The organism is Dactylosporangium sp. NPDC051541, from assembly GCF_044454505.1.
GTDB lineage: Bacteria > Actinomycetota > Actinomycetes > Mycobacteriales > Micromonosporaceae > Dactylosporangium.
In genome coordinates this window covers 378,463-399,867 of the sequence record NZ_JBITDU010000003.1, presented here as the reverse complement: position 1 = coordinate 399,867, position 21,405 = coordinate 378,463, and the positions used below count along the sequence as shown (strand labels likewise).

Sequence of the window (21,405 nt, the reverse complement as noted above, 5' to 3'; positions counted from 1 at the left end):
GGAAAAGAGGCGCGCGGCGGGGATCGGCACAGGGCAGAAGTACCGATCCGCGCCGCGCGCGGGACGCCGGGCCTTCGAGGGTGGCAAGGCGGGTGAGGGCCAGGCGTCCACGTGGGAACGCGCTGACCATAGCCACGTGGCACGGCCGCGTTCCACTCGAAAGGACCCAGTTAAGACAGACCTAAATGAAACTTGTTCCCGTCATATGGCCGAGTGTCTGCCTATGACTGACGGCGACGGGATCGACGCTCGTTGGGCTCCTTGGACAGCCGCCCGACCAGCCAGCGCGGCGGCGGCGGGGCCTCCTCCTGCGGCGCCGGGTCGGCGTCCGTCATGACGATCACCACGCTCGCCCCGCCCAGGGTCGAGCTGGTGCCGATGTTCACGGTGCCGTTGCCGGCGATCGCGACCCGCTTCACGATGTCCAGGCCCAGGCCGGTCGAGCCCTGCTGGCTCTCGCCGCGCTGCATCGCCAGCTCCGGGTCGGGGATGCCGGGGCCGCCGTCCTCGACGCGGAGCACGACGTAACCGTCCTCCCGCCGCGTGACGGCGACCTCGAAGGGCACACCTTGGGGGGTGTACCGGATGACGTTGCCGATCAGCGCGTCGAGCGCGGCCGCCAGCTCGCCCTTGGGCACGTTGACCGGGGCCGGGGCGTCGGTGCCGATCGACTTGCAGTCGCGCTCCTGGTCACCGGCGACTGCGGACCAGAACATCATCCGGTCCCGGACGACCTCGGCCACGTCACAGCCCTCGTCGCCGGTCGTGGCGGCCGCCCCGTCGGCCCGCTCGCCGCGGTCGGGGGTCGGCGAGTGCGCGTCGATCGGCTCGCGCATGGCCCGGATCAGCTTGTCGACCTCGACCTCGAGCGCGGCGATCGCGTCGCGGATGCGGTCGGCGTCCTGCGAGTCGTCGAGCGTCTCGGCGTCCAGGCGCAGCGCGGTCAGCGGGGTGCGCAGCCGGTGCGACAGGTCGGCGACGAGCTCGCGCTCGTTGGACAGCAGCGCCATGATCCGGTCCGCCATGAGGTTGAGCGCGGTGCTCGCGTCGGCCAGCTCGGCCGGGCCCTGCGGGTCGATGCGCACATCGAGGTACCCCTCGCTGAGCGCGCCCGCCGCCCCGGCCAGCTGCCGGGCCGACACGATGATCCGCGAGGCCAGCCGGTCGGCCACCCACACCGAGGCGATGATCAGCCCCAGCGCGACCGCGCCGAGCGCCCACCAGGCCCCCGCGACCCCGTTGGACAGCTCGGACGAGGGGATGAACACCTCGACCACGGTCGTGCGCCCGGCGCCCAGGTCGACCGGCTCCAGGTAGGACTCCCCGCCCGGCACGTCGGCGATGACCGGCGCCGCGGCGTCCGCGGCCCGGGTGAGGTCACCGGCCGCGGCGTGGCCCATGCCGATCTCGGCTCCGGACTCGCCCAGATTGTGCACCGAGACACGGGTGACCGCCGGACCGCCGGTGCTGGCGATGGCCCGCTCGATGCTCAACTCGTCGGTGGTCACGGTGAGGACCGCCACGACCACGGCGGTCTGGCGTTCGGCGTCCGCGAGGGCACGTTCGCGGGCGAGCTGCTGGACGACGAGCCCCAGCGGGATCAGGAAGGCGAGCGCCACCATCGTGGAGACCGCCGCCGAGACGTAGGCGAGGGTGCGCCTCAGTCCGGGGCGCTGAACCTGAAGCCCACGCCCCGCACGGTGTGCAGGTATCTGGGTGCTGACGCGCTCTCGCCAAGTTTCCGGCGTAGCCAGTACAGATGCACGTCGATCGTCTGGTCCTCGCCCACTGAGGGTTGCCGCCATACCTCCTCCAACAGCTCACGGCGTGAGACCACCCGGCCGGGCCGGGCGGCGAGGTACGCCAGCAGGTCGAACTCCTTGCGGGTCAGGGTCAGCGGCTCGCCGTGCAGGTATGCCTGGCGCTGGCCGATGTCCACCCGCAAGCCTCCCACCTCGATGGCGGTGGGCTCCTCGCGACTCGCCCGTCCCGTGCGGCGCAGCACGGAGGTCATCCGCGCGTCCAGGTGGGCCGAGGTGAACGGCTTGATCATGTAGTCGTCGGCGCCCGCCTTGAGCAGCCGCACGATCTCCGCCTCGTCGTCGCGGGCGGTGGCGATGATGATGGGCGTGTCCGCGATGCCGCGCAGCATCCGCAGCGCGTCCGCCCCGTCCAGGTCGGGCAGCCCGAGGTCGAGCACGACCAGGTCGGGCGTCTCGGCGGCGAAGCGGCGCAGCGCCTCCAGAGCGGTCCCGACCGCGTGCACCGTGTGACCCCGGTCGGTCAGGGAGCGCAACAGAGCACCCCGCACGACATGGTCGTCCTCAACCAGCAGCACCGTGGCCATGCGAAGAAGGTACTGCCTCTGTCCAGCCGCAGTCTCCACGGTCTATGGACGAATCCGACATGTACTAATTTTCGCCAGGCGCCATCGCCCACCTGCCGCTCATGGCAGCGCTAGATGGCCCTATGGCCCTACAAGTCATTCGCGCCCTAAGCTATCTGGGCGGTTCGTGGCGGGTGGTGCTCGCGAGACCGATGAGCGCCGCCGAGTTCGAGACCTGGCTCGCAAGGAGCAACGATGAGTGAACTGCCCTACTTCGCGGCCATGACCAAGGAAGAGATCGGCGACTGGTTCCTGAACAACGACACCAGCGCGCTGATCGCGAGCGCCGAGCCCGCCACCGAGCCGATGGTCCAGGTGGACGAGCACGGCCCGGTCATGCGGCCGGCCACGGACTGGCCGCCTGACGGAGGCTGACGAACCTTCAGACGTGTTCGGGGCGCAGGCCGATGCCGAGCAGGCGGGCCGGGATGGCGCGCAGGGGTGGGTAGCGGTCGAGGAGGCGGACCGGGAGCGGTGGGCGGAGCGGGCGGCCGGTCACGGCGGGGATCAGGACTGCCTGTTGCAAGGCCCGTTGCAGCAGCTGGGTGCCGGCGGTCGGGAAGGTGCGGCGGCGCTGGACGGCGGCCAGGTCCCGGTCCGTCGGGGGGTGGCCCTTCGCGAACGCGGCGGTGATGACGTGGGCGGCGGCCACCGCGTCCTGGATGGCCAGGTTGATGCCGACGCCGCCGACCGGGCTCATCGCGTGGGCGGCGTCGCCGATCAGCAGGGCACCGGGGACGTGCCAGCGGTACAGGCGGTCGACCCGGACCGTCAGCGTGCTGATCTGGTCCCAGTCCCGCAACTCGCTCACGCGCTCGGCCAGGTACGGGACGCCGGCGGCGATGGCGGCGCGGAACGATTCCAGGCCGGCGGCGCGGATGCGCTGGTCGCCGCCCTTGGGGACGACCCAGCCGAGCTGCCAGTAGTCGCCACGGTCGATGCCGATGAAGAGGCGGCCGGCGCCGATCCGGCCGGCCAGGCCCTCGGGATCGGTCGGCTCGCGGGGCAGGCGGAACCACAGCACGTCGATCGGGGCGCCGAAGTCACGTGATCGCAGGCCCAGATCTCGCCGTACCGTCGAATGCCGCCCGTCGCAGGCGACCGTCAGCGGGGCCACGACCTCGACCGGGCCGTCCGGGCTCTGCGCGGTCACGCCGACGACGCGGCGGTCGCGGCGGTTCACCGCGACGACGTTGCAGCCGCGGTACAGGGCGAAGTCGCCGTGCCGGGCCAGCAGCTCCAGGAAGTCCCACTGCGGCAGCATCATGATGTACGGGTGCGCCACATTGAGCCGGGTGAAGTCGGCCGGGCGGAACGTGCCGCCGCCTTCGTAGGTGATCCGGAAGTCGCGCACGATCCGGTGCGGGAGCCGGGCCAGCTCGGCGCCGAGGCCGAGCTCGTCCATCAGCTGCAGGGTCGACGGGTGGACGGTGTCGCCGCGGAAGTCGCGCAGGAACGTCGCGTGCTTCTCCAGGACCACCGTGTCGATGCCGGCCCGGCCCAGCAGCAGGGCCAGGACCAGTCCGGCCGGGCCGCCGCCCACAATGCACACATCGGCCTTCACCAGCATGGCCGCTCCTATCCCGAGAGCAGCCGCCCGATCACGTCCAAGGCTGCCTCGACGTCCGGCTCGCCGTCGGCTATCGCGTCGGCGTAGAGGAAGCTCTCCCCGATTCGGACGAGTACAAACGCCAATGTTCTGGCATCCGGCCGCGGCGAGAAGTTTCCGGCCGCGATCTCCTCGTGCATGAGCGCTTCGAGATGGTCCACGACGCGGCCCTGGACGATGCCGCGCTTGGACGTCAGGATGCGCAGCGCCGCCTCGGGCTCGGTGGCCAGGAAGTGGCGCAGGCTTGGCTGGTCCTTGACCGTGTTCAGGAAGTGGCCGATGACCGCGGTGATGCGTTCGGCGCCGGTGCGGCCCTCGGCGGCGCGGACGGCGCGGTCCAGGTTGCGGTCGGTGAGGTACCACAGCACGTGGCCCAGCACCTGGTCGCGGCCGCCGGCGCGGCGGTAGAGGGTGGCCCGGCCGATGCCGAGCTCGGCCGCGAGGGCGCGCATGTCGACCCGCTGCTGGGCCAGGAACTTCTGCAGCGCGGCGTCGAAGACCTCATCCGGCGGCATGCGCCGGCTCGGCGTACAGCGTCGACGGGTCGGTGTTGGCGCCGCACAGGACGACCACCGTGGTGCCGGGGTCGTCGATCTGGTCGAGGCCGGCCAGGGCGGCCGCGGCACCGTGCTCGACGGCGAGGCGGTGCTCGCGCCAGAGGCGGCGGCGGGCCTCGACGATCGCGTCGTCGCTCACCAGGACGCTGGCGACGTTGTTGCGGACCACGAGGTCGAACGCGATCGCACCGACCCGGCGGGCCCCGAGCGAGTCGCCGGCGACGCTGTCCACCCCCACGTCGACCGGCGCTCCGGCGGCCAGCGCGGCGTGCAGGGTCGGCACCCCGACCGGCTCGACCGCCACGATCCGGGTCTTGTCGCCGATCGCGGCCGCGACCCCGGCGATGAGCCCGCCGCCGCCGACCGCGACCAGGACCGTGTCGGCCGGCGGCAGCTCCAGGCCGAGGGTGCCCTGCCCGGCGACGATCTCGGGCTGGTCGTAGGCGTGCACGAACATCGCCCCGGTCTGCGCGACCAGGGCGGCGGAGGCGGCGTAGGCCTCGGCGTATTCGCGGCCGTGCTGGTGGACGTGCGCGCCGAGCTCCCGCAGGCGGGCCACCTTCGTCGCGGGCGCCGTCACCGGCACGAAGACCTCGGCCCGCACCCCGAGGGTCGCGGCCGCGTAGGCCACGCCGAGCCCCGCGTTGCCGCCGGACGCGGCGACGACACCGGCCGCGGGCAGCGTCCCCGCCTCGCGGGCGGTGAGGATGCGGTTGAACGCGCCCCGCGCCTTGAACGAGCCGCTGTGCTGGAGCAGCTCCAGCTTGAACCATAGGCCCGGCCGCACCTCGTATGACGGGGTCGGCCGGATGTAGCCCTCGATCCGCCGGGCCGCCGCCTCCACGTCATTCCTGTTCACCACGCCGATCACCCTATGCCTTGACCGTGGTGTCCCTCGCCGGCCACGAAGCGGGCGGCCCCGTGCAATGCGCCACTCCGCCGCGCTCACGGCGCTCAACACGAACGGTCACGCGGACTAGTCTGGGTGATATGACAACGGCGGAGACCTCTGCTCGCGGCGCGTTCGTCCGGCAGCCCAACCGGTTCACCGGCCGGGTCACCGCCGAGTCCGCGGCCGGGCCCGGCGAGGGCCCCGACGACCAGGGCCGCTGGCCACTCGAGCCCGGGCGTTACCGGCTGGTCTGGTCGCGGGCGTGCCCGTGGGCGCACCGCGCGGTGATCGTCCGCGGACTGCTCGGCCTGCAGGACGCGATCTCGCTCGCCACGGTCGATCCGATCCGCGACGAGCGCGGCTGGCGCTTCACCCTCGACGACGGCGGCCGCGACCCGGTGCTGGGCATCGGTTTCCTGGCCGAGGCCTACGCGGCGACCGACCCCGCCTACGCGGGCCGGGTGACCGTCCCGTCGCTGGTCGACACCGTCACCGGCCACGTCGTCACCAACGACTACCCGCAGCTGACGCTCGACCTCTCGGCCGACTGGGCGCCCCTGGCCACCCGCGATCCCGGCCTGCTGCCGGCCGACCTCCGGCCCGAGCTCGACCAGCTGATGCAGGACATCTTCGAGGACGTCAACAACGGGGTGTACCGCTGCGGGTTCGCCACCACCCAGGAGGCCTACGACGAGGCGTACGAGCGCCTGTTCGCCCGCCTCGACGCCCTCGAGGCCCGGCTGGCCGACCGCCGGTTCCTGTTCGGCGACCGGATCACCGAGGCCGACGTGCGGCTGTTCACGACGCTGGTCCGGTTCGACACCGTGTACCACGGCCATTTCAAGTGCAACCGCAACAAGCTCGCGGAGATGCCGCACCTGTGGCGGTATGCGCGGGAGCTGTACAACACACCGGGGTTCGGCGAAACGGTGGACTTCGACCAGATCAAACGCCACTACTACGGCACCCACGCCAACCTGAACCCGTCCGGCGTCGTGCCGAAGGGCCCGGATCTGTCCGCCTGGACCGCGTAGAACTACGGCTTCTCGCCGGACTTCTGCTCGGCCTGGCGGACCTCTTGCGTCTCCCCGCGCAGCCGCTTCGCGGACGGCAGGTAGAGCTCCTCGGCGACGCTCATGAGCCCGCCGTGCAGATTGCGCGACCGGATGCGCCGGGCCAGCAGGACCAGCCCGGCGCAGACGGCGGCGAACACACTCAAGACCAGCAGCAGCGCCAGAGCACCGTCCATGGGTGGAACCCTATCGCCGCCCGGCCCGGCGGCGGTTCCCCCAGCGGCTGGAGGTCCACGCGCCCACACCGGCCAGGTGCAGCGCGATACACAGGAACCCGGCCAGGCTCAGCGTCCCGGCATCGAAGATCGGCCCGGTATCGGCGCCGAGCAGGTCGACCAGCAGGGCTACCGCGAACAGGATCGCGGCGATCACAGCGAACACGTCAGCCTCCAGAGGTCACGTCATTGCGTTGACCGCTGTCTACCCAGGCGCTCCGGAAACTAATCGATGCCCAGCAGCGCCCGCAGCCCGCTGCGCCCCTCCGGCGTCACCTTCACCGCCCGCGTCGACCCGATCCGGACCACCCACCGCCGCTCCAGGAACCGCGCACACAGCTGCGCGCCCGCGACACCGGCCAGGTGCGGCCGCCGCTCGGTCCAGTCCAGGCACCCCCGGGCGAGCGGCCGGCGCCGCCCCTGCAACCGCGCCGCGTCGACCCCGGCCTCGGCCGTCAGCCAGGCCAGCCCCGCGTCCGTCAGCGCGAACCCGCTTCGCTGGTTGAGCAACCCCCGTGCCGTCATGGCGTCGGCGACCGCCACCCCCAGCTCCCCCGCCAGGTGGTCGTAGCAGGTCCTGGCCCGTTTCATGGCCGCCGCCGCGGTGGCCTGCCGCAGGTTCCGGGGCGCCGGCGGCCGCGGCGGCAGCCGCGCGGACAGGTCCTCGATGAGGTGCGCCACGGACGCGTCGGCAAGGCGGACGTACCGGTGCCGCCCCTGCCGCTCCTCGGCCAGCAGCCCGCCGCCGACCAGCCGATCGAGGTGCTCGGTCGCGGTGGACCGGGCGACCCCGGCGTGCGCGGCCAGCTCCCCCGCCGTCCACGCCCGCCCGTCGAGCAGCGCCAGGCACATGGCCGCCCGGGTCTCATCGGCCAGCAGCATGGCCAGCGAAGCGAGGTCAGCGGCGTCGGAACTCATAGCCCCCATCCTCCCCGCCGATCGTTCGGTCCGGACCGAACCCAGATTTTGTTGACTTGCGGAATACTTGCTCAGCAAGTACCGTTTGAGGTGGCGTCAGAGCCGGAAGTTTTGGAGGCCTCCCAATGCCCGCGATCACCGTTGACAACGTTCTCGCACTGCCCCGTGTCGGCACGCCCGACCCGATCGCGTCGCAGGCGCGGCCGGTCGTGTCGGTGACGACCGCGCCCAAGGGGTACGAAGGCGAGGGCTTCCCCGTCCGCCGGGCCTTCGCGGGCGTCGACCTGCGCGCGCTCGACCCGTTCATCCACATGGACCAGATGGGCGAAGTCGACTACGCGCCGGGTGAGCCGAAGGGAACGCCCTGGCACCCGCACCGCGGGTTCGAGACGGTCACCTACATCATCGACGGGGAGTTCATCCACCACGACTCCAACGGTGGCGGCGGGACGATCACCAACGGTGACACCCAGTGGATGACCGCCGGGTCCGGAATCCTGCACATCGAGACGCCGCCCGAGCACCTCGTCGTCAGCGGCGGGCTGTTCCACGGGTTCCAGCTGTGGGTCAACCTGCCCAAGGCGAACAAGCTCGTGGCACCGCGCTACCAGGACATCCGGGGCGGGCAGGTCTCGCTGCTCACCTCCCCCGACGGCGGGTCGCTGCTGCGGGTCATCGCCGGTGAGCTCGACGGGCACGCCGGGCCCGGGGTCACCTACACGCCGATCACCATGGTGCACGCCACCATCTCGCCCGGTGCGTCGCTCACGCTGCCGTGGCGCAAGGACTTCAACGCGCTCGCCTACGTGATGGCCGGGAAGGGCACCGTCGGGGCCAAGGGGCGGCCGATCGGGCTCGGGCAGCTGGCCGTGTTCGGCGACGGCGACTTCGTCACCCTCACCGCCGACGCCAAGCAGGACCCCAGCCACCCCGCGCTCGACGTGCTGTTCCTCGGCGGGCAGCCGATCCGGGAGCCCGTCGCGATGTATGGTCCGTTCGTCATGAACACCAAGGCCGAGGTCGCGCAGGCGTTCGAGGACTACCAGGCCGGACGGCTCGGCAGCATCCCCGCGGCGCACGCCGACGTGCGCGGAGAGGCGTCCTGAACATGGATTTCCAGGTGGTCGACAACCCGGACCGGCACCGGTTCGAGATCCGGGTCGACGGGGAGCTGGCCGGCGGGGCATATTACAAGGCGACCGACGACGAGATCGTGTTCACGCACACCGAGGTCGAGCCGCAGTTCGAGGGCAAGGGCGTGGGCAGCAAGCTCGCCAACGGCGCCCTGACCCTGGCCAAGGACGCCGGCCGGCGGATCGTGCCGCAGTGCCCGTTCATCGCGGCCTACCTCAAGAAACACCCCGAGCTGGCCTAGGTCAGGAAGCGCCCCGTGCGGGCGTCGGCAGCTGGATCCAGTTCGGGTAGAACGGGCCGAGCTCCGCGTTGATCCGTTCGGCGACCGGGGCGAGCAGCTCCGCGAGGCGCTCGGTCCGGTCCCGGCCGAGCACCTGCCACGGTCGCGCGGCGAGCTGGTCGGTGGTTTCTTCCAGGGTTTTGTACGCCGACCGTGCCTTCTCCGTCGCCGTGCCCTCGCCGTCGAGGTAGCCGCGCTGGTGGAGCCGGGTACGGGCGGCGTCCCACTCCTCGTCGCTCCAGCCGCGGGCGGGCTGGGCCAGCTTGCGGCCGCGGCCGTCGTTGAGGGCCACCCGCCACACCATCGCCTCGGCCCCGTCGAGGCCCTCGACCAGCAGCACGGCCAGGTGGCCGTCGCCGCGGTGCTCGCGCAGGACGGTCGCGGCCAGCCAGAGGGTGCCGAGGTCGTCGCCGGGCCACGGCTGGGCGGCGTTCGCGGCGGCCAGGATGCGCCCGTAGACCTCGGCGGCGGAGGCGGCCTCCCGCAGCAGGGCCGCGGCCTCGTCGATGCCGGACAGTCCGGCCACGGCCGGGGTCAGGGCGCGGCGGGCACCTTCGAGGCGGGCTTCGAGGGCGGCCTCGGGGGTGATGCGGGTCCAGATGTCGGGCAGGGCCCGGTGGACCATCTGCGGTGCGAAGCCGTAGAACGCGGCGATGACGGGGGCGGCGCCGACGGGTCCGAGCGGGGCGGCGCGGCCGGCGAAGTACCCCCGCCAGAATCCGCGGACGCCGGCCTCCTCGAACGCGGCCCGGCCCTGCGGGGCGAAGTAGCTGACCGCGTGGAGGGGCTCATAGAGCGACCACAGGCGGCGCTCGGTCGACAGCTCTGTCATGGACCTGACGATAGGCGGCAGCGGGCTCGCGCAGTACCACCGGAGCTTTCCGCATTTGTCACAACGCCGGGTAGGCGTTGGTCACGAGTTGCTGGAACTGCGCGGGGAACCACGCGCCCCGGACCGGGGCACCGGGCATCGCGCCGGTGGGGTGGTAGCCGCCGCCGCTGCCGGTCCACGTCGGGTCGCACATGTACGTGAAGCCGTCCGCACCGGGCGTGCCGGGGCCGTCGGACTCGCCCGGGGGCTTGATCCAGACGTACGCGTCGATGCCGGGGGCGGGGCTCACGCGCGGGCGTTCGCCCAGGCCGGCGCCGATCTGGTTGCACCAGTTGCCAGCGTAGGCGCGGCGGTCGACGCGGCTGCCGTCGACGAACGTGTCCATCGAGGTCGAGGTGCTCGGGCCGGTGGGCCGGGCGGCGCCGCCCCAGCCGTTGCGGGAGGTGTCGATGAGCATGCCGGTGGTCGCGGGGAAGCCCTTGGCGATGAGGGCGGCGCGGAAGGCCTGGGTGTACGTGGACTCGTCGACGAACATGTTCCAGTCGACCCAGCGGGACTGCCGGACCGGGACGCCGTTGACGGTGGTGTTGATGGTGAAGTACGGCTCGGTGGTCGCGCCGTAGTCGGCGGTGTTGTCGGCGAACCCGTCGACCGAGCTCAGCCCGGCGGTGGTGGCGCGGACGGTGTCGGTGATCAGGGTGGCGGCGGGGCCGAACTCGGTGTCCCAGCCGAGCTTCCCGTGGTGGCCGATGCCGAGATAGTTGTAGATGTTCGCGCGGTGCAGCTTGTTGAGCGCGTACTGGATGCCCTGTACGTAGACGCCACTGGCCGCGGCCAGGTTGCAGGACGGCATGTGCTCGCCGACGATCAGGTCGGCCAGGGCGTCACCCTCGACGAGGTTGACGATGCGCAGGCGGCTGTACTTCGGGTCGGCCATGATCGCCGCGATCGGGTCGATGAACTCGGTCTTGTACCAGATCAGGCCGTTGTCGTCGATCGAATGCTCGCCGGTGGGTGTCAGTGCCGTGCAGTCGCGGCCGGGCAGGTCGTACAGGACGAACTGGATGACGACCGGTTTCGTGGTGGTCGCCTGGGCGAGGGCGGCGTCGAGGTGGCGGCGTACGTCCGGGACGGAGGCGATGCGCTCGATCCACACGGCGGTCGGCGTGTCCGCGACCCGGCCGCCACCCGGCTCGGCCGCCGCCTTGGCCGACCAGTCAGCGTTCACGTACCCCTTGGCGCCCACGAACGGGTTGTCGACATGCGCATCCGGAATGGAGCTGGCGGACGGGCTCGCACTGGCGCTGGCGGACCGGCTCGCACTCGCACTTCCGCTGGGCCCGCCCCCGTTGCAGGTGACGCCGTTGAGGGTGAACACCGCCGGCACCGGGTTGCTGGTCGTCCACGACCCGTTGAAGCCGAACACGACCTTCCCGCCGGAGGGCACCGAGCCGTTGAACGAGGCGTTGCTCGCCGTGACGTGCAGGCCGGCGACGCTGGGCGCGGCCTGCCACATGTGCTGGACGCCCTGTCCGGCCACGAAGTCCCACTCGAGGCGCCAGCCGTTCAGGGCGGCACCGGTGTTGGTGAACTCGACGGTGGCGCCGAAGCCGCCCGGCCATTGGGTGCCGATCGTGTACTTCACGGTGCAGCCGGCGGTGGCGAACGCGGGTTGCGTCACGATGACCGCACCCCCGGTGGCGGTGGCGACGGCGATGCACGCAATGGCGAGTGAGCGCCTCATGTCGCAACACGCTCGCGGTGTGCATAACGGACGGTCAAGGAGCGGTCACCGGCGACACTTTTGACCAGGATCCGGCGCTGAAAGTTACCGTGTGGCACCCCTCACACAAGAGGTGTACGAAACCGTTTCGTTTCGGTGGGCCGGACGGGTTACGTTGATCCCGTGCCTATCACGACCGGCAACCTGGAGCGCCGCGCCGCCATCTGCGACGCGGTCTTCGAACTGCTCGGCGAGGTGGGCTACGACCGGATGACGATGGACGCGGTAGCGGCGCGGGCCCGCGCCAGCAAGGCGACCATCTACCGGGGCTGGCCGAGCAAGCCGGACCTGGTCATGGAGGCGGTCGAGCACCGATACGGCGGGGCAACGGAGCCCCTCGACACCGGTTCCCTGCGCGGTGATCTCTACGCTCAGCTGAGCGCCGTGTGCACGGCCGCCTGCGGGGCGGACGGCGCGGTGTTCACCGGGCTGCTCACGGCGGCGACGCACAACGCGGAGCTGGCCGAGGTCCTGTTCAGGTGTGCATACGAGACCAAGCACAGCATGTACGAGTCGATGCTCAAACGGGCGGCGGAGCGCGGCGAGGTGCCGGAGGGCACGTCGGCCGAGCTGCTGCACGAGGTGTTGCACGCGATGGTGACGAGCCGGCGCATGTGGCAGAACGGCCCGCTCGACGAAGCCTTCGTGACCCGGCTCATCGACGGCGTGCTGATTCCTGTCCTTCAGCGCGGCTGAGGGACCTTTCACTTCGGGGGCGTGCGCCCCAAAAGGCGGTTTTCATGGCGAACGATGCTGTCCTGACGACGGACATAACCGATAAATCATCTTCTTTGGTACCGCCTGATCCGCGGCGCTGGCTCGCGCTGGCCGTCATCGCCGTGGCCCAGCTGATGGTCGTCCTCGACGGCACGATCGTGAACATCGCACTGCCGTCGGCCCAGCGGGCGCTGGACATCTCCACCGTCGACCGGCAGTGGATCGTCACCGCCTACACGCTCACGTTCGGCGGCCTGCTCCTGCTCGGCGGCCGCGTCGCCGACTACTTCGGCCGCAAGCGCGCGTTCCTCATCGGCCTGCTCGGCTTCGCCGGCGCGTCGGCCCTGGGCGGGGCCGCGGTCAACGCGGAGACACTCTTCGCCGCGCGGGCCTTGCAGGGCCTCTTCGGTGCCCTGCTCGCTCCGGCCGCCCTGTCGCTCATCACGGTCACGTTCACCGAGCCCAAGGAGCGCGCGAAGGCGTTCGGCGTGTTCGGCGGCATCTCCGGTGGCGGCGCCGCGATCGGGCTGCTGGCCGGCGGTGTGCTGACCGAATACGCGGACTGGCGCTGGTGCCTCCTGGTGAACATTCCCATCGCGATCCTGGCGTTCGCCGCCGCCGTACCCCTGGTCCGGGAGAGCCGCGCCACCGGTGACACGCGCTATGACATCCCCGGCGCCGTCCTGGCCACCGCCGGACAGGTCGCCCTGGTCTACGGCTTCACCAAGGCCGCGACCGACGGCTGGAGCTCCGGCGTCACCATCGCCTGGCTGACTTCGGCGGTGGTACTGCTCGCGGCGTTCCTCTTCTGGGAGGCGCGCACGGCCCATCCGCTGCTGCCGCTGCGGGTGCTGTTCGACCGCGACCGCGGCGCCTCCTACCTCGTCTCGGTCCTGCTCGGCGCCGGCATGCTTGGCATGTTCCTGTTCATGACGTTCTACCTGCAGCAGACGATGGGCTGGTCGGCCCTGAAGAGCGGCGTGGCCTACATGCCCTTCTCCGGCGGCATCATCGCGGCCGCCGTCATCGCCTCGCGCCTGCTGCCCCGCACCGGCCCGAAGGTCCTCATGTCGGTCGGCGGCGTGCTCGCCACCGCCTCGATGGTCTGGCTCACCCGCCTGGACCTGGACTCGAGCTACGCGGTGAGCATCCTGCCGGCGTTCATCGGGATGAGCCTGGGCATGGGCCTGGTCTTCGTCCCGATGTCGAGCCTCGCGCTGGCCGGCATCGCCGACCACGACGCCGGTGTGGCCAGCGCGATGGTGAACACGACCCAGCAGGTGGGCGGCTCCCTCGGCACCGCGCTGCTGAACACCATCTTCACGACGGCGGTCGCCGGGTACATCACCGACCACGCGACCGAGGCCGGCTCCCCGCTGACCCAGGCGCACGCGGCGATCCACGGCTACAACGTGGCCTTCATCGCCAGCGCCGTGCTGATGGCGGTGGCGACCGCGGTGGTCATCCTGATGGTCCGCAACAACGCCGGCGACCGCCCCCCGTCGGGGGCCGAGGCCGCACCGGCCCACTTCGGCTGAGCCCACGCTGCACTGCCGGCCGCCCGGGCCCCGGGCGGCCGGCCTCAGCCTTTGAAGACGCCGAGCTGCTTGAAGTCGTGGTTGGGGAAGATGGCGGCGGAGTCGGCCACGCTGAAGCGCTTCTTCAGCATCTCGGCCAGGATGTCGCGGTAGTCGTTGGCGCCGGCCACGTCGCCCTGGTCGAGGCTGCCGGCGGCCAGGCCGGGCCAGTTGCCGTGGACCTTGCTGCCGTTCATGCCCCCGCCGAAGAGCAGCATCGCGTTGCCGTGGCCGTGGTCGACGCCGGCGTTGCCGTTCTCCTGGACCCGGCGGCCGAACTCGCTCATCGTGACGATCGTCGTGTTCTCCAGCAGGGGGCCGATGTCGGTGCAGAACGCGGCGATCGCGTCGGACATGTTGGTCAGCGAGTTCTTCATGTCGCCGCCGTTGATGCTGCCCAGGTTGGTGTGCATGTCCCAGCCGCCGACGTCCAGGGCGGCGATGCGCAGGCCCACGTTGGCCTTCAGCAGCTGGGCGATGTCGCGCAGGCGGTCGGCCAGGCCGCCGCCCGGGTAGGTGACGCCCTCCGCCGGGCGGTACTGGGTGGTGGCCAGCTTCTGCGCGGTGGAGATCGCCTGCAGGGTGGAGCCGGCGGTGGTCGACAGGGGGTGGTCGAGGCCCGTGTACAGGGTCTTGAGCGCGTCCATGGTCTGGGTGCGCATGTTGTCGTTGTCGATGCGGAAGTCGCGCATGCCGTTGAGCACGATGGCCTGCTCGCCGCCGACGAGGGAGCGCGGCAGGGCCGAGCCCTGTGCGATCGCGCGGAACGTGGTGCCGGGGCCCATCTGGGCCAGGACCCGGTCGAGCCAGCCGGTGCGCACGGCGACCGAGGCGGCGCCGCGTTCGAGGGCGTCCTGGGCCTGGAAGTGGCTGCGGCTGGCGTCCGGGGAGGCGACGGCGTGGACGGCGGCCATCTTGCCGGCGTCCCACAGCGGATACAGGGAGGTCATCGCCGGGTTGAGGCCGAAGCCGCGGCCGACGGCCTTCATGGACGCCATCGGCACGGCGATGTTGGGCCGCATCTGCTTGTAGTTCGCGTCGTCGCCGGGGACCACGACCGACAGGCCGTCCATGCCGCCGCGCAGGAAAATGACGACGAGGGTGTTCTTGTTGTCCTCGGGCGCGGCGAACGAGACGCGGCTGGTCACGAGCTGGGTGCCCAGCGCCGCGACGCCGACGAAGCCGGCGCCCTGGACGAGGCGGCGGCGGGTGAAGCCCTTGCTCCAGCGGTCGCGTTCGGCGGCGAGCTCGTCGGTGACCTTCTCGGCGTGCACCCGCAGGGCCGCTTCGCAGAGGTTCGGCCCGTGCCGCCGCAGCTCGTCGAGGTTCTGGGGACGGCGCTCGCCGTCCGGGACGTCACTCATCGAACCTCACCGCAGCGCGTGGTAGACGGAGTCGAGGATCAGCGGGGCCAGGAGGGGCAGCTTGCCGCCGAGGTTGGTGTCGGTGATCCGGGTGTCGGCCTTGGAGCCCAGGAACTTGATCAGGGCGTCCTTCTCGGCCGGCTGCATCGGCTGGAAGACGAGGCGGTTGGCCAGCACGTCGAGGTAGGTGCCCAGGGTGGCGGCGGGCTGGGTGACGAGGCTGGCGGCCGTCGGGTTGTTGAGGCCCTTCCACTGCTGCTGCATGAACGCCCGGTGCGCGTTCCACGTCTCCAGCATGCCGGCGGCCGAGCTCCAGGCGTTGGCGACGTCGGGGTAGCCGTCGGGCGGGCCCCAGCCCAGCGGCGGCTGGCCGAGCTTGCTCGTGAACTGGTACATGTCGTCCAGGGCCTTGGCGGTGTCCGCGCCCGGCGTGGTGCCGACGACGCGGCCGGTGGCGATGAAGTTCTCGAGCGGGCGGCGGGTCTTCAGGCCGGTGGCGATCCAGAACTCCAGGGAGCGGAACAGCACCTTGAGGACCGGGACGATGGCCGAGCCGCTCTCCTGGTAGGTCTTCGCGAGGCGGTCCACCAGGCCCTGCGGCGGGGTGTCGCAGACGAAGCGCACGCAGAGTTTGCGCGCGATGTAGCGGGCCGTCGACGGGTGTGTGGCCAGGTACATCAGGTAGGCGTCGCCGATCGCGAGGCCGTCCTTGGCGGCTTTGTTGGCGTGCTGGAACCCGAGGACCTTGACCGCTCCGGTCCAGTGTTTGTTCTGCTCGTACTTGAACACCCCGTCGCGCGTCGCGGTGCGCCCGGTCATGAGGTAGGCCGAGTTGCGCACGTCCTTCTCGTTGTACCCGCCGTCGATGCCGACCGTGTGCAGCTCGAGCAGTTCGCGGCCGTAGTTCTCGTTGACGTTGCGCCGGTCCGAGGACGTGTTGTCGAGGTACCGCATCATCGCCGGGTCCCGCGCGGAGGCGATGAGCAGGTCGGAGAACTTCCCGAGGGCGTGCTTGCGGATCACGCCGCTGTCGTAGGGGCCGCGCACGTCCCAGCCGCCGTCGAAGGGGCTGGTCACGTTCAGGTGGTTGTTCCAGAAGTCGACCATCACCTCGAGCAGCTGGCGGCTGCTCCACAGCTGCCGGGCGATGACGGCCTTGGTGAGGTCGGTCTGCGGCTTGTTGTCGCCGTCCTTGACCGTGGAGCGGATCTCCGCGGTGGTCATGGTGGCGGTCGGGACGGCCTTGAGGGCGGCGTCGGCGACCGGGTCGGCGAGTTGCTCCCAGTCCAGCTGCCGATCGATCCAGGCGTCGATGCCGACCTCTTTGACCAGGGCGATGTCGGCCGGGGTGGGGCCGAACGTGGCCCGGCGCAGCAGGTGCAGGACGGGGTCGCGGTTGAGCGGGGTCGGGAACCGCGGGGTGGCGCGCATCGCGGCGACCGCGGCCGCCGAGGGGGTGTCGGCGGTGCCGGACGCGCCGAGGTCGTTGAGGTCGCCCTGGCCGCTGGTGTAGCTGGCGTCGCGGTTGGAGAACGAGCCCGCGTCGCGGGGGGAGATGTTGCCGCCGCCGCTGCCGGTCTTGACGAAGTCGTCGGGGTCGGCCGACGGCGGTCCGAACACGGCCGCGGCGGTCGTGCCGATCGCACCGAGGGCGACGGCGCCGCCGCCGAGCGCCATGAGGGCCTGGCGGCGGTTACGGGTCAGCTCGTGCAGCGTCGGGCGGCCGGCGCGCAGCCAGGCCGGTACCGGACCAGCTGCCCTTTTGATTTTTGCCGGGTCGGCCGCGGTGTCGTCGGCGGCGCCGCCGGCGTGTTGCAGGGCCCGGGGCACGGGGAACTCACCCGTGTAGTCGGAGAAGAACGCGCCCTTCGCCTGCTTGGGCGCGTCGCCCGGGTCATCCGAGAAGAGCCGCTCTGGCACGGTGCAAAATCTAGTGAGCGGCTGATCAGCCCTCAAGGCGGCCGGTGCGCGCCCGGTTCAACTTTGCCTTTGTTTTTGCTTAAGTGCCGCGGCCATGCAGATGAATGCGTACAAATGGGCCCTTCACTCAAAGTCACTCAAAGTCATCTCTTCCATACCCAACGCGAAGGGTGGTACCCATAGGTAACCGGACTATGGCAGGGGGTAGCGGTGCCGATCGATGCTGCTCCCGCGGGGCGCCCGCGGCTCGTCACGATTCTCCTGCTGCCCCTGCTCGGGCTGCTCGCGGCGGCGGGGGTGGCCGCCTACCTGTACGCCGGGCCGAGCGGCCGCCTCGACGACCCCCGCGCGCTCGTCAGCACCGGCGGCGCGGCCGACCGGGCGGTGACCGAGCTGAGCAAGGAGCGCTACACCGCCCTGACGCTCCTGCTGACCGGGACCGGGCAGGCGCGGGCCGCGTACACCGCGCAGTTCCCGGCCACCGACGAGCAACTGCCGCAGGTGCCGGCCGGCCTGGCCGAGCTGCGGGAACGGGTCGCCGCCGCGCCGCAGGAAGTCGCGGCCGGTGGCTTTCTCATGCAGTACACCCAAATGATCAGCGACGTCGTCGAGCTGCGTCAGGATCTTCCGCGCCGCCCCGCGCCGGCCGCCGTCAACGGCCTGCTGCGGGCGTCGGGCTGGCTCGCCGTCGCCCGGGAGCAGCTCGCGCAGATCCAGATCCTCGAGCGGCGCGGCGCCGACACGCCGGCGTGGCACGAGAGCCTGGCCGCGCACCAGGCCGCCCACCTCGACGCCCTGCGCCGCTTCGGCGAGACCGCGCCCGCGTCCTGGCGCGAGCGGCTCGCCCACGTCCCCAACGGCCTCGGCGGCGACCCGCAGCCCGCGCTGGACGCCCTCACCACCCTCACCGGGTTCACCGGCACGGACGCCGCCGCGACCGCCGGCGCCGCCCGGGCCGAGCAGCAGCGCACCCTCGCCATCGGCCTGGCCGCCCTGCTCGCCGTCATCGTCGCATCGATCCTGCTCGCCGTCCGGACCACCCGGGCGCCGCGCCCCCGGTCCACGACGCCGATCGATCCAGAAGCATTTCAGGTGGTACGGCAAGAGGCCGCGCGCGCCGTCGCGGAGCAGACGGCCCTACGCGTCGGCACCTCGGCCGCCGTCATCGGACTGGCCCGGCGCAGCCAGCGCCTCGCCGACGAACTCGTGCACCACCTGGACGCGGCCGAGCGCGACGAGGCCGACCCGGACCGGCTGTCGCAGCTGTTCGCCCTCGACCACCTCGCCACCCGGATCCGCCACGACAACCAGAGCCTGCTGGTGCTGGCCGGCGCCGACACGAGCATCGGCCGCCGCGACCCGGTCACCCTCCTCGACCTGCTGCGGGCCGCCCAGTCCAGGATCAAGGACTACCCCCGCATCGAGTACTCCATGATCGCGCCCGACGTCCACGTGGCCCCCGACGCCGTGGACGACGTCGTGCACCTGCTGGCCGAACTGTTCGACAACGCCACCCGCTACGGCCCGCCCGACCGCCCCGTCCTGGTCGAGGGCCGCCGCGAGGGCACCGCCGCCGTCGTCGAGGTCGCCAACCGCGGCCCCGGCCTCGACCCGCAGCGCCTGGCCGAGCTCAACGCCCGCCTCAGCGACCCGCCCCCGCTCGACGCGGCCGAGGCCCACCACACCGGCCTGGCCGTCGCCGCCCGCCTGGCCGCCCGCCACGGCCTCACGGTCACCCTGCGCCCGCCGCCGTCCGGCACCGGCCTGCGGGCGGTCGTCCACCTGCCCGCCGACCTCGTCCTCGACTCCCCCTCGCCGGCCACCGACCCGCCGGTCGCCCGCCGCCTCCCGCCCCGCCCGTTCGAACGCGGCCAGGCCCTCCCCGGCGGCGAACCCGTCGATGTGCCGCACCCGCGCTCGACCCTCGTACCCGTCGTACCGGGCCTCGTCCAGACGCCCGACGGGCCTACCGTGGTCCTCGAACCGGAGGCCGTGCGGGACCTGATGACCGAATTCCAGCCGCCCGCATACCGGCACGCGATCACGGAGGGGCGAAAGTCGGCATGACACCGACCACGGGGCTGGACTGGCTGCTCACCGGATTCACGTCCCGCGTCGACGGCGTCCTGCACACCGTCGCCGTGTCCGGGGACGGAATTCTGGTCGCGGCCTCCAACGAGCTGTCACCGGCCCGGGCCGACCAGCTGGCCGCGATGGTGGCCGGGATCGTGTCGCTCGCGCAGGGCCTGTCGGCCGCCACCGACTCCGGCCCGGTCGTGCGGACCATCGTCGAGATGGGGCACAGCCTGCTGTTCGTGATCGCGCTCGGCGAGGGCGACACCCTGGCCAGCCTGGCGTCGCTGGCCCGATACGGCTGCGACGTGGCTCAGGTCGCCTACGAGATGTCCGGCCTGGCCGGCCAGGTCGGCGCCGCCCTCACACCCTCGACGCGCTAGCTTCTGGATTTCACGAACTCAGTCCTTGGGCCTGGTCCTGCTTGATGTGCTTGTCGTCGCGCAGCGGGACGTACGGCTCCTCCTCCGGCTCCAGGCCGGCCTCGATCGCGCGGCCGCGCTCGAGTTCGGCGTCGAACTCGGCGCCCAGCAGGATCGCGATGTTGGAGATCCACAGCCAGACCAGGAAGGCGATGATGCCGCCCAGGGCGCCGTAGGTCTTGTTGTAGGAGCTGAAGTTCGACACGTAGACGGCGAACCCGGCCGACGCGACCAGCCAGATGAACACGGCCAGGATGCCGCCCGGGGTGATCCAGCGGAAGCCGTGGTGGCGGGCGTTCGGTGCGCCCCAGTACAGGATGGCCAGGATCAGCATCACCACGACCAGCAGCGCCGGCCACTTGGCGATGTCGAACACCTGCACCGACTGCTTGGACAGGCCCACCCAGCCGCCCGCCTGCTCGGCGAACTTGCCGGTGAACACGATGCTCAGGGCGGCCGCGGCGATGAGGGTGCCGACGGCGATCGTGATGCCGAGGCGGATCGGCAGGACCTTCCAGATCGGGCGGCCCTCGGGCACGTCGTAGATGGCGTTCGCGGCGCGGATGAACGCGCCGACGTAGCCCGAGGCCGTCCACACCCCGCCGAGCAGGCCGATGATGGCGAAGAGACCCGCGACGTGGGCACCCTTCTGCAGCTCGCCAATGGCGTCGGTCATGGGGCCGGCGATCGAGCCCGGGAACAGCTGGCGGGCATTGTCGAGTACCGCCGTCTGGGTCTTGCCGGTCAGCAGCAGCCCGGAGACCGACAGGAGCACCAGGATGCCCGGGAAGATGGACAGCACCCCGTAATACGTCAGGGCGGCGGCCCAGTCGCTGAGGTTGTCGTTGTTGAACTCCTTGACGGTGCGCTTGAGCACGCCGAACCAGGTCCGTTTGCTCAGCTCCGTGGGCTTGTCCGGGCCGCCCTCCACCGGATCCTCGTCCCGCCGGCGCCCGTCATCGTCCTGGTCGCGCCCGTCGTCGCCCGGCTTATGCCCGCTTGCGCGCTGCTGCTCGCGCGCACGGGCCTGTTCGTGCGCACTCGCCAACGCGTGCGTGCTCGAGTCTTCGGTCTCAGCGGTCACGAGCGCCACCTCCACGGTCCCTATGCCCCGGCGCGCCCGCCCGTTAACCCTCCGGCGGGACCCTCCCGGCCCTGATCAGTGCGGTTTGCACGGTGTCGACCAGTTCGGTGGCGCGGAACGGCTTGGCGATGACGGACGCGTCCGGCCCGAGATCGATGACGGCGGCGTCGAAGTACGGCAGCCCCGACATGAACATGACCAGGGCGTCCGGGCTGCTCGCGCGGACGGCCTCGGCCACCTGGACGCCGGAGCCCTCGTTGAGCTTCAGGTCGGTGATCGCCAGGTCGATGCTCTTCGGGTGGTCGGCCAGGACCCGCTCGGCCCCGGCCAGCCCGGACGCGGTCAGGACCTCGGCCCCGGCCCGGCTGAGCACTCGGCGCACGATCTCGCACAGATCCGGCTCGTCGTCGACGACCAGGACGCGCAGGTGCTCGAGCATGCACCAACGATATGTGCTGCGACGAGAAGTCATACCCGTGTTCGCGGTACCAAACCCCGAAGCGCGAGTCACCAGTGACCACAGGACGCGCACACTGTCACACGCGCGCACACCTGTCGCGGAGCGCGGC

22 protein-coding genes are annotated in these 21,405 nt (G+C 71.5%); 8 read left to right on the top strand and 14 right to left on the bottom strand.

The window, feature by feature from the left end; all coding sequences use genetic code 11:
* Window positions 1-221: 221 nt before the first annotated feature.
* Both ACIA8L_RS15980 and ACIA8L_RS15975 read right to left on the bottom strand, forming a co-directional pair.
* On the bottom strand, window positions 222-1,622 hold the full coding sequence (locus tag ACIA8L_RS15980; protein ID WP_395904903.1) for a sensor histidine kinase: 1,401 nt from the start codon (window positions 1,620-1,622) through the stop codon (window positions 222-224).
* 38 nt (window positions 1,623-1,660) lie between these two features.
* Complete coding sequence (locus tag ACIA8L_RS15975) at window positions 1,661-2,347, bottom strand: response regulator transcription factor (RefSeq protein ID WP_223102380.1); 687 nt, start codon at window positions 2,345-2,347, stop codon at window positions 1,661-1,663.
* Between the two features lie 234 nt (window positions 2,348-2,581).
* Here ACIA8L_RS15975 and ACIA8L_RS15970 point away from each other — a divergent pair, with 234 nt between their 5' ends.
* Window positions 2,582-2,761 carry a hypothetical protein gene (locus ACIA8L_RS15970; RefSeq protein ID WP_395904901.1) on the top strand — a complete coding sequence of 60 codons (180 nt, stop codon included), beginning with the start codon at window positions 2,582-2,584 and terminating at the stop codon, window positions 2,759-2,761.
* A gap of 7 nt (window positions 2,762-2,768) precedes the next feature.
* Here the strand turns inward: ACIA8L_RS15970 and ACIA8L_RS15965 are convergent, their stop codons facing one another.
* Genes ACIA8L_RS15965 through ACIA8L_RS15955 form a run of 3 tightly spaced genes read right to left on the bottom strand, consistent with a single transcriptional unit; the run spans window position 2,769 to window position 5,414 of the window.
* A complete protein-coding gene (locus tag ACIA8L_RS15965) occupies window positions 2,769-3,950 on the bottom strand; it encodes an FAD-dependent oxidoreductase (RefSeq protein WP_395906294.1) in 1,182 nt (393 codons plus the stop codon).
* A 14-nt stretch (window positions 3,951-3,964) separates the two neighbouring features.
* The gene (locus tag ACIA8L_RS15960) at window positions 3,965-4,510 is read right to left on the bottom strand and encodes a QsdR family transcriptional regulator (RefSeq protein WP_395904898.1); all 546 of its coding nucleotides are present in this window, start codon (window positions 4,508-4,510) and stop codon (window positions 3,965-3,967) included.
* Window positions 4,497-5,414: a threonine/serine dehydratase gene (locus ACIA8L_RS15955; RefSeq protein ID WP_395904896.1), complete on the bottom strand. Its 918-nt coding sequence runs from the start codon at window positions 5,412-5,414 to the stop codon at window positions 4,497-4,499. Before ACIA8L_RS15955 ends, ACIA8L_RS15960 begins: the two co-directional genes overlap by 14 nt.
* A gap of 128 nt (window positions 5,415-5,542) precedes the next feature.
* On the opposite strand from ACIA8L_RS15955, the gene ACIA8L_RS15950 reads away from it, so the two are divergent.
* On the top strand, window positions 5,543-6,478 hold the full coding sequence (locus tag ACIA8L_RS15950; protein WP_395904893.1) for a glutathione S-transferase family protein: 936 nt from the start codon (window positions 5,543-5,545) through the stop codon (window positions 6,476-6,478).
* A 2-nt stretch (window positions 6,479-6,480) separates the two neighbouring features.
* On the opposite strand, the gene ACIA8L_RS15945 is transcribed toward ACIA8L_RS15950, so the two are convergent.
* The 3 genes from ACIA8L_RS15945 to ACIA8L_RS15935 are packed head-to-tail and all read right to left on the bottom strand — an operon-like array spanning window position 6,481 to window position 7,650.
* Window positions 6,481-6,693 (bottom strand): hypothetical protein, encoded by a 213-nt coding sequence (locus ACIA8L_RS15945; RefSeq protein ID WP_395904891.1) that lies wholly within the window; start codon window positions 6,691-6,693, stop codon window positions 6,481-6,483.
* Window positions 6,694-6,703: 10 nt separating this feature from the next.
* A complete protein-coding gene (locus ACIA8L_RS15940) occupies window positions 6,704-6,898 on the bottom strand; it encodes a hypothetical protein (protein ID WP_395904889.1) in 195 nt (64 codons plus the stop codon).
* Between the two features lie 59 nt (window positions 6,899-6,957).
* On the bottom strand, window positions 6,958-7,650 hold the full coding sequence (locus ACIA8L_RS15935; protein WP_395904886.1) for an ArsR/SmtB family transcription factor: 693 nt from the start codon (window positions 7,648-7,650) through the stop codon (window positions 6,958-6,960).
* Window positions 7,651-7,775: 125 nt separating this feature from the next.
* Here ACIA8L_RS15935 and ACIA8L_RS15930 point away from each other — a divergent pair, with 125 nt between their 5' ends.
* Entirely contained in the window at window positions 7,776-8,756 is a 981-nt protein-coding gene (locus tag ACIA8L_RS15930; RefSeq protein WP_395904884.1) for a pirin family protein, read from the top strand.
* Between the two features lie 2 nt (window positions 8,757-8,758).
* The gene (locus ACIA8L_RS15925) at window positions 8,759-9,025 is read left to right on the top strand and encodes a GNAT family N-acetyltransferase (RefSeq protein ID WP_395904882.1); all 267 of its coding nucleotides are present in this window, start codon (window positions 8,759-8,761) and stop codon (window positions 9,023-9,025) included.
* Between the two features lies 1 nt (window position 9,026).
* Here the strand turns inward: ACIA8L_RS15925 and ACIA8L_RS15920 are convergent, their stop codons facing one another.
* Together ACIA8L_RS15920 and ACIA8L_RS15915 are read right to left on the bottom strand one after the other, a co-directional pair.
* Window positions 9,027-9,896, bottom strand: coding sequence for a hypothetical protein (locus tag ACIA8L_RS15920; protein ID WP_395904880.1), 870 nt, complete (start codon window positions 9,894-9,896; stop codon window positions 9,027-9,029).
* A 58-nt stretch (window positions 9,897-9,954) separates the two neighbouring features.
* Window positions 9,955-11,640: a glycoside hydrolase family 6 protein gene (locus ACIA8L_RS15915; RefSeq protein WP_395904877.1), complete on the bottom strand. Its 1,686-nt coding sequence runs from the start codon at window positions 11,638-11,640 to the stop codon at window positions 9,955-9,957.
* A 162-nt stretch (window positions 11,641-11,802) separates the two neighbouring features.
* Between ACIA8L_RS15915 and ACIA8L_RS15910 the strand changes: the two genes are divergently transcribed.
* Complete coding sequence (locus ACIA8L_RS15910) at window positions 11,803-12,375, top strand: TetR/AcrR family transcriptional regulator (RefSeq protein ID WP_395904875.1); 573 nt, start codon at window positions 11,803-11,805, stop codon at window positions 12,373-12,375.
* A gap of 44 nt (window positions 12,376-12,419) precedes the next feature.
* Window positions 12,420-13,934, top strand: a complete 1,515-nt coding sequence (locus ACIA8L_RS15905; protein WP_395904873.1) for an MFS transporter — start codon at window positions 12,420-12,422, stop codon at window positions 13,932-13,934.
* 44 nt (window positions 13,935-13,978) lie between these two features.
* On the opposite strand, the gene ACIA8L_RS15900 is transcribed toward ACIA8L_RS15905, so the two are convergent.
* Together ACIA8L_RS15900 and ACIA8L_RS15895 are read right to left on the bottom strand one after the other, a co-directional pair.
* On the bottom strand, window positions 13,979-15,337 hold the full coding sequence (locus tag ACIA8L_RS15900) for a DUF1501 domain-containing protein (protein WP_395904871.1): 1,359 nt from the start codon (window positions 15,335-15,337) through the stop codon (window positions 13,979-13,981).
* 6 nt (window positions 15,338-15,343) lie between these two features.
* Window positions 15,344-17,257, bottom strand: a complete 1,914-nt coding sequence (locus ACIA8L_RS15895) for a DUF1800 domain-containing protein (RefSeq protein ID WP_395904869.1) — start codon at window positions 17,255-17,257, stop codon at window positions 15,344-15,346.
* Between the two features lie 210 nt (window positions 17,258-17,467).
* Between ACIA8L_RS15895 and ACIA8L_RS15890 the strand changes: the two genes are divergently transcribed.
* Window positions 17,468-19,324, top strand: coding sequence for an ATP-binding protein (locus ACIA8L_RS15890; protein WP_395904867.1), 1,857 nt, complete (start codon window positions 17,468-17,470; stop codon window positions 19,322-19,324).
* On the top strand, window positions 19,321-19,713 hold the full coding sequence (locus ACIA8L_RS15885) for a roadblock/LC7 domain-containing protein (protein ID WP_395904865.1): 393 nt from the start codon (window positions 19,321-19,323) through the stop codon (window positions 19,711-19,713). Before ACIA8L_RS15890 ends, ACIA8L_RS15885 begins: the two co-directional genes overlap by 4 nt.
* Before the next feature lie 10 nt (window positions 19,714-19,723).
* Here ACIA8L_RS15885 and ACIA8L_RS15880 read toward each other — a convergent pair whose 3' ends face one another.
* Together ACIA8L_RS15880 and ACIA8L_RS15875 are read right to left on the bottom strand one after the other, a co-directional pair.
* A complete protein-coding gene (locus ACIA8L_RS15880; RefSeq protein ID WP_395904863.1) occupies window positions 19,724-20,836 on the bottom strand; it encodes a YihY/virulence factor BrkB family protein in 1,113 nt (370 codons plus the stop codon).
* Between the two features lie 43 nt (window positions 20,837-20,879).
* Window positions 20,880-21,275, bottom strand: a complete 396-nt coding sequence (locus ACIA8L_RS15875) for a response regulator (protein WP_395904860.1) — start codon at window positions 21,273-21,275, stop codon at window positions 20,880-20,882.
* Window positions 21,276-21,405: the final 130 nt, after the last annotated feature.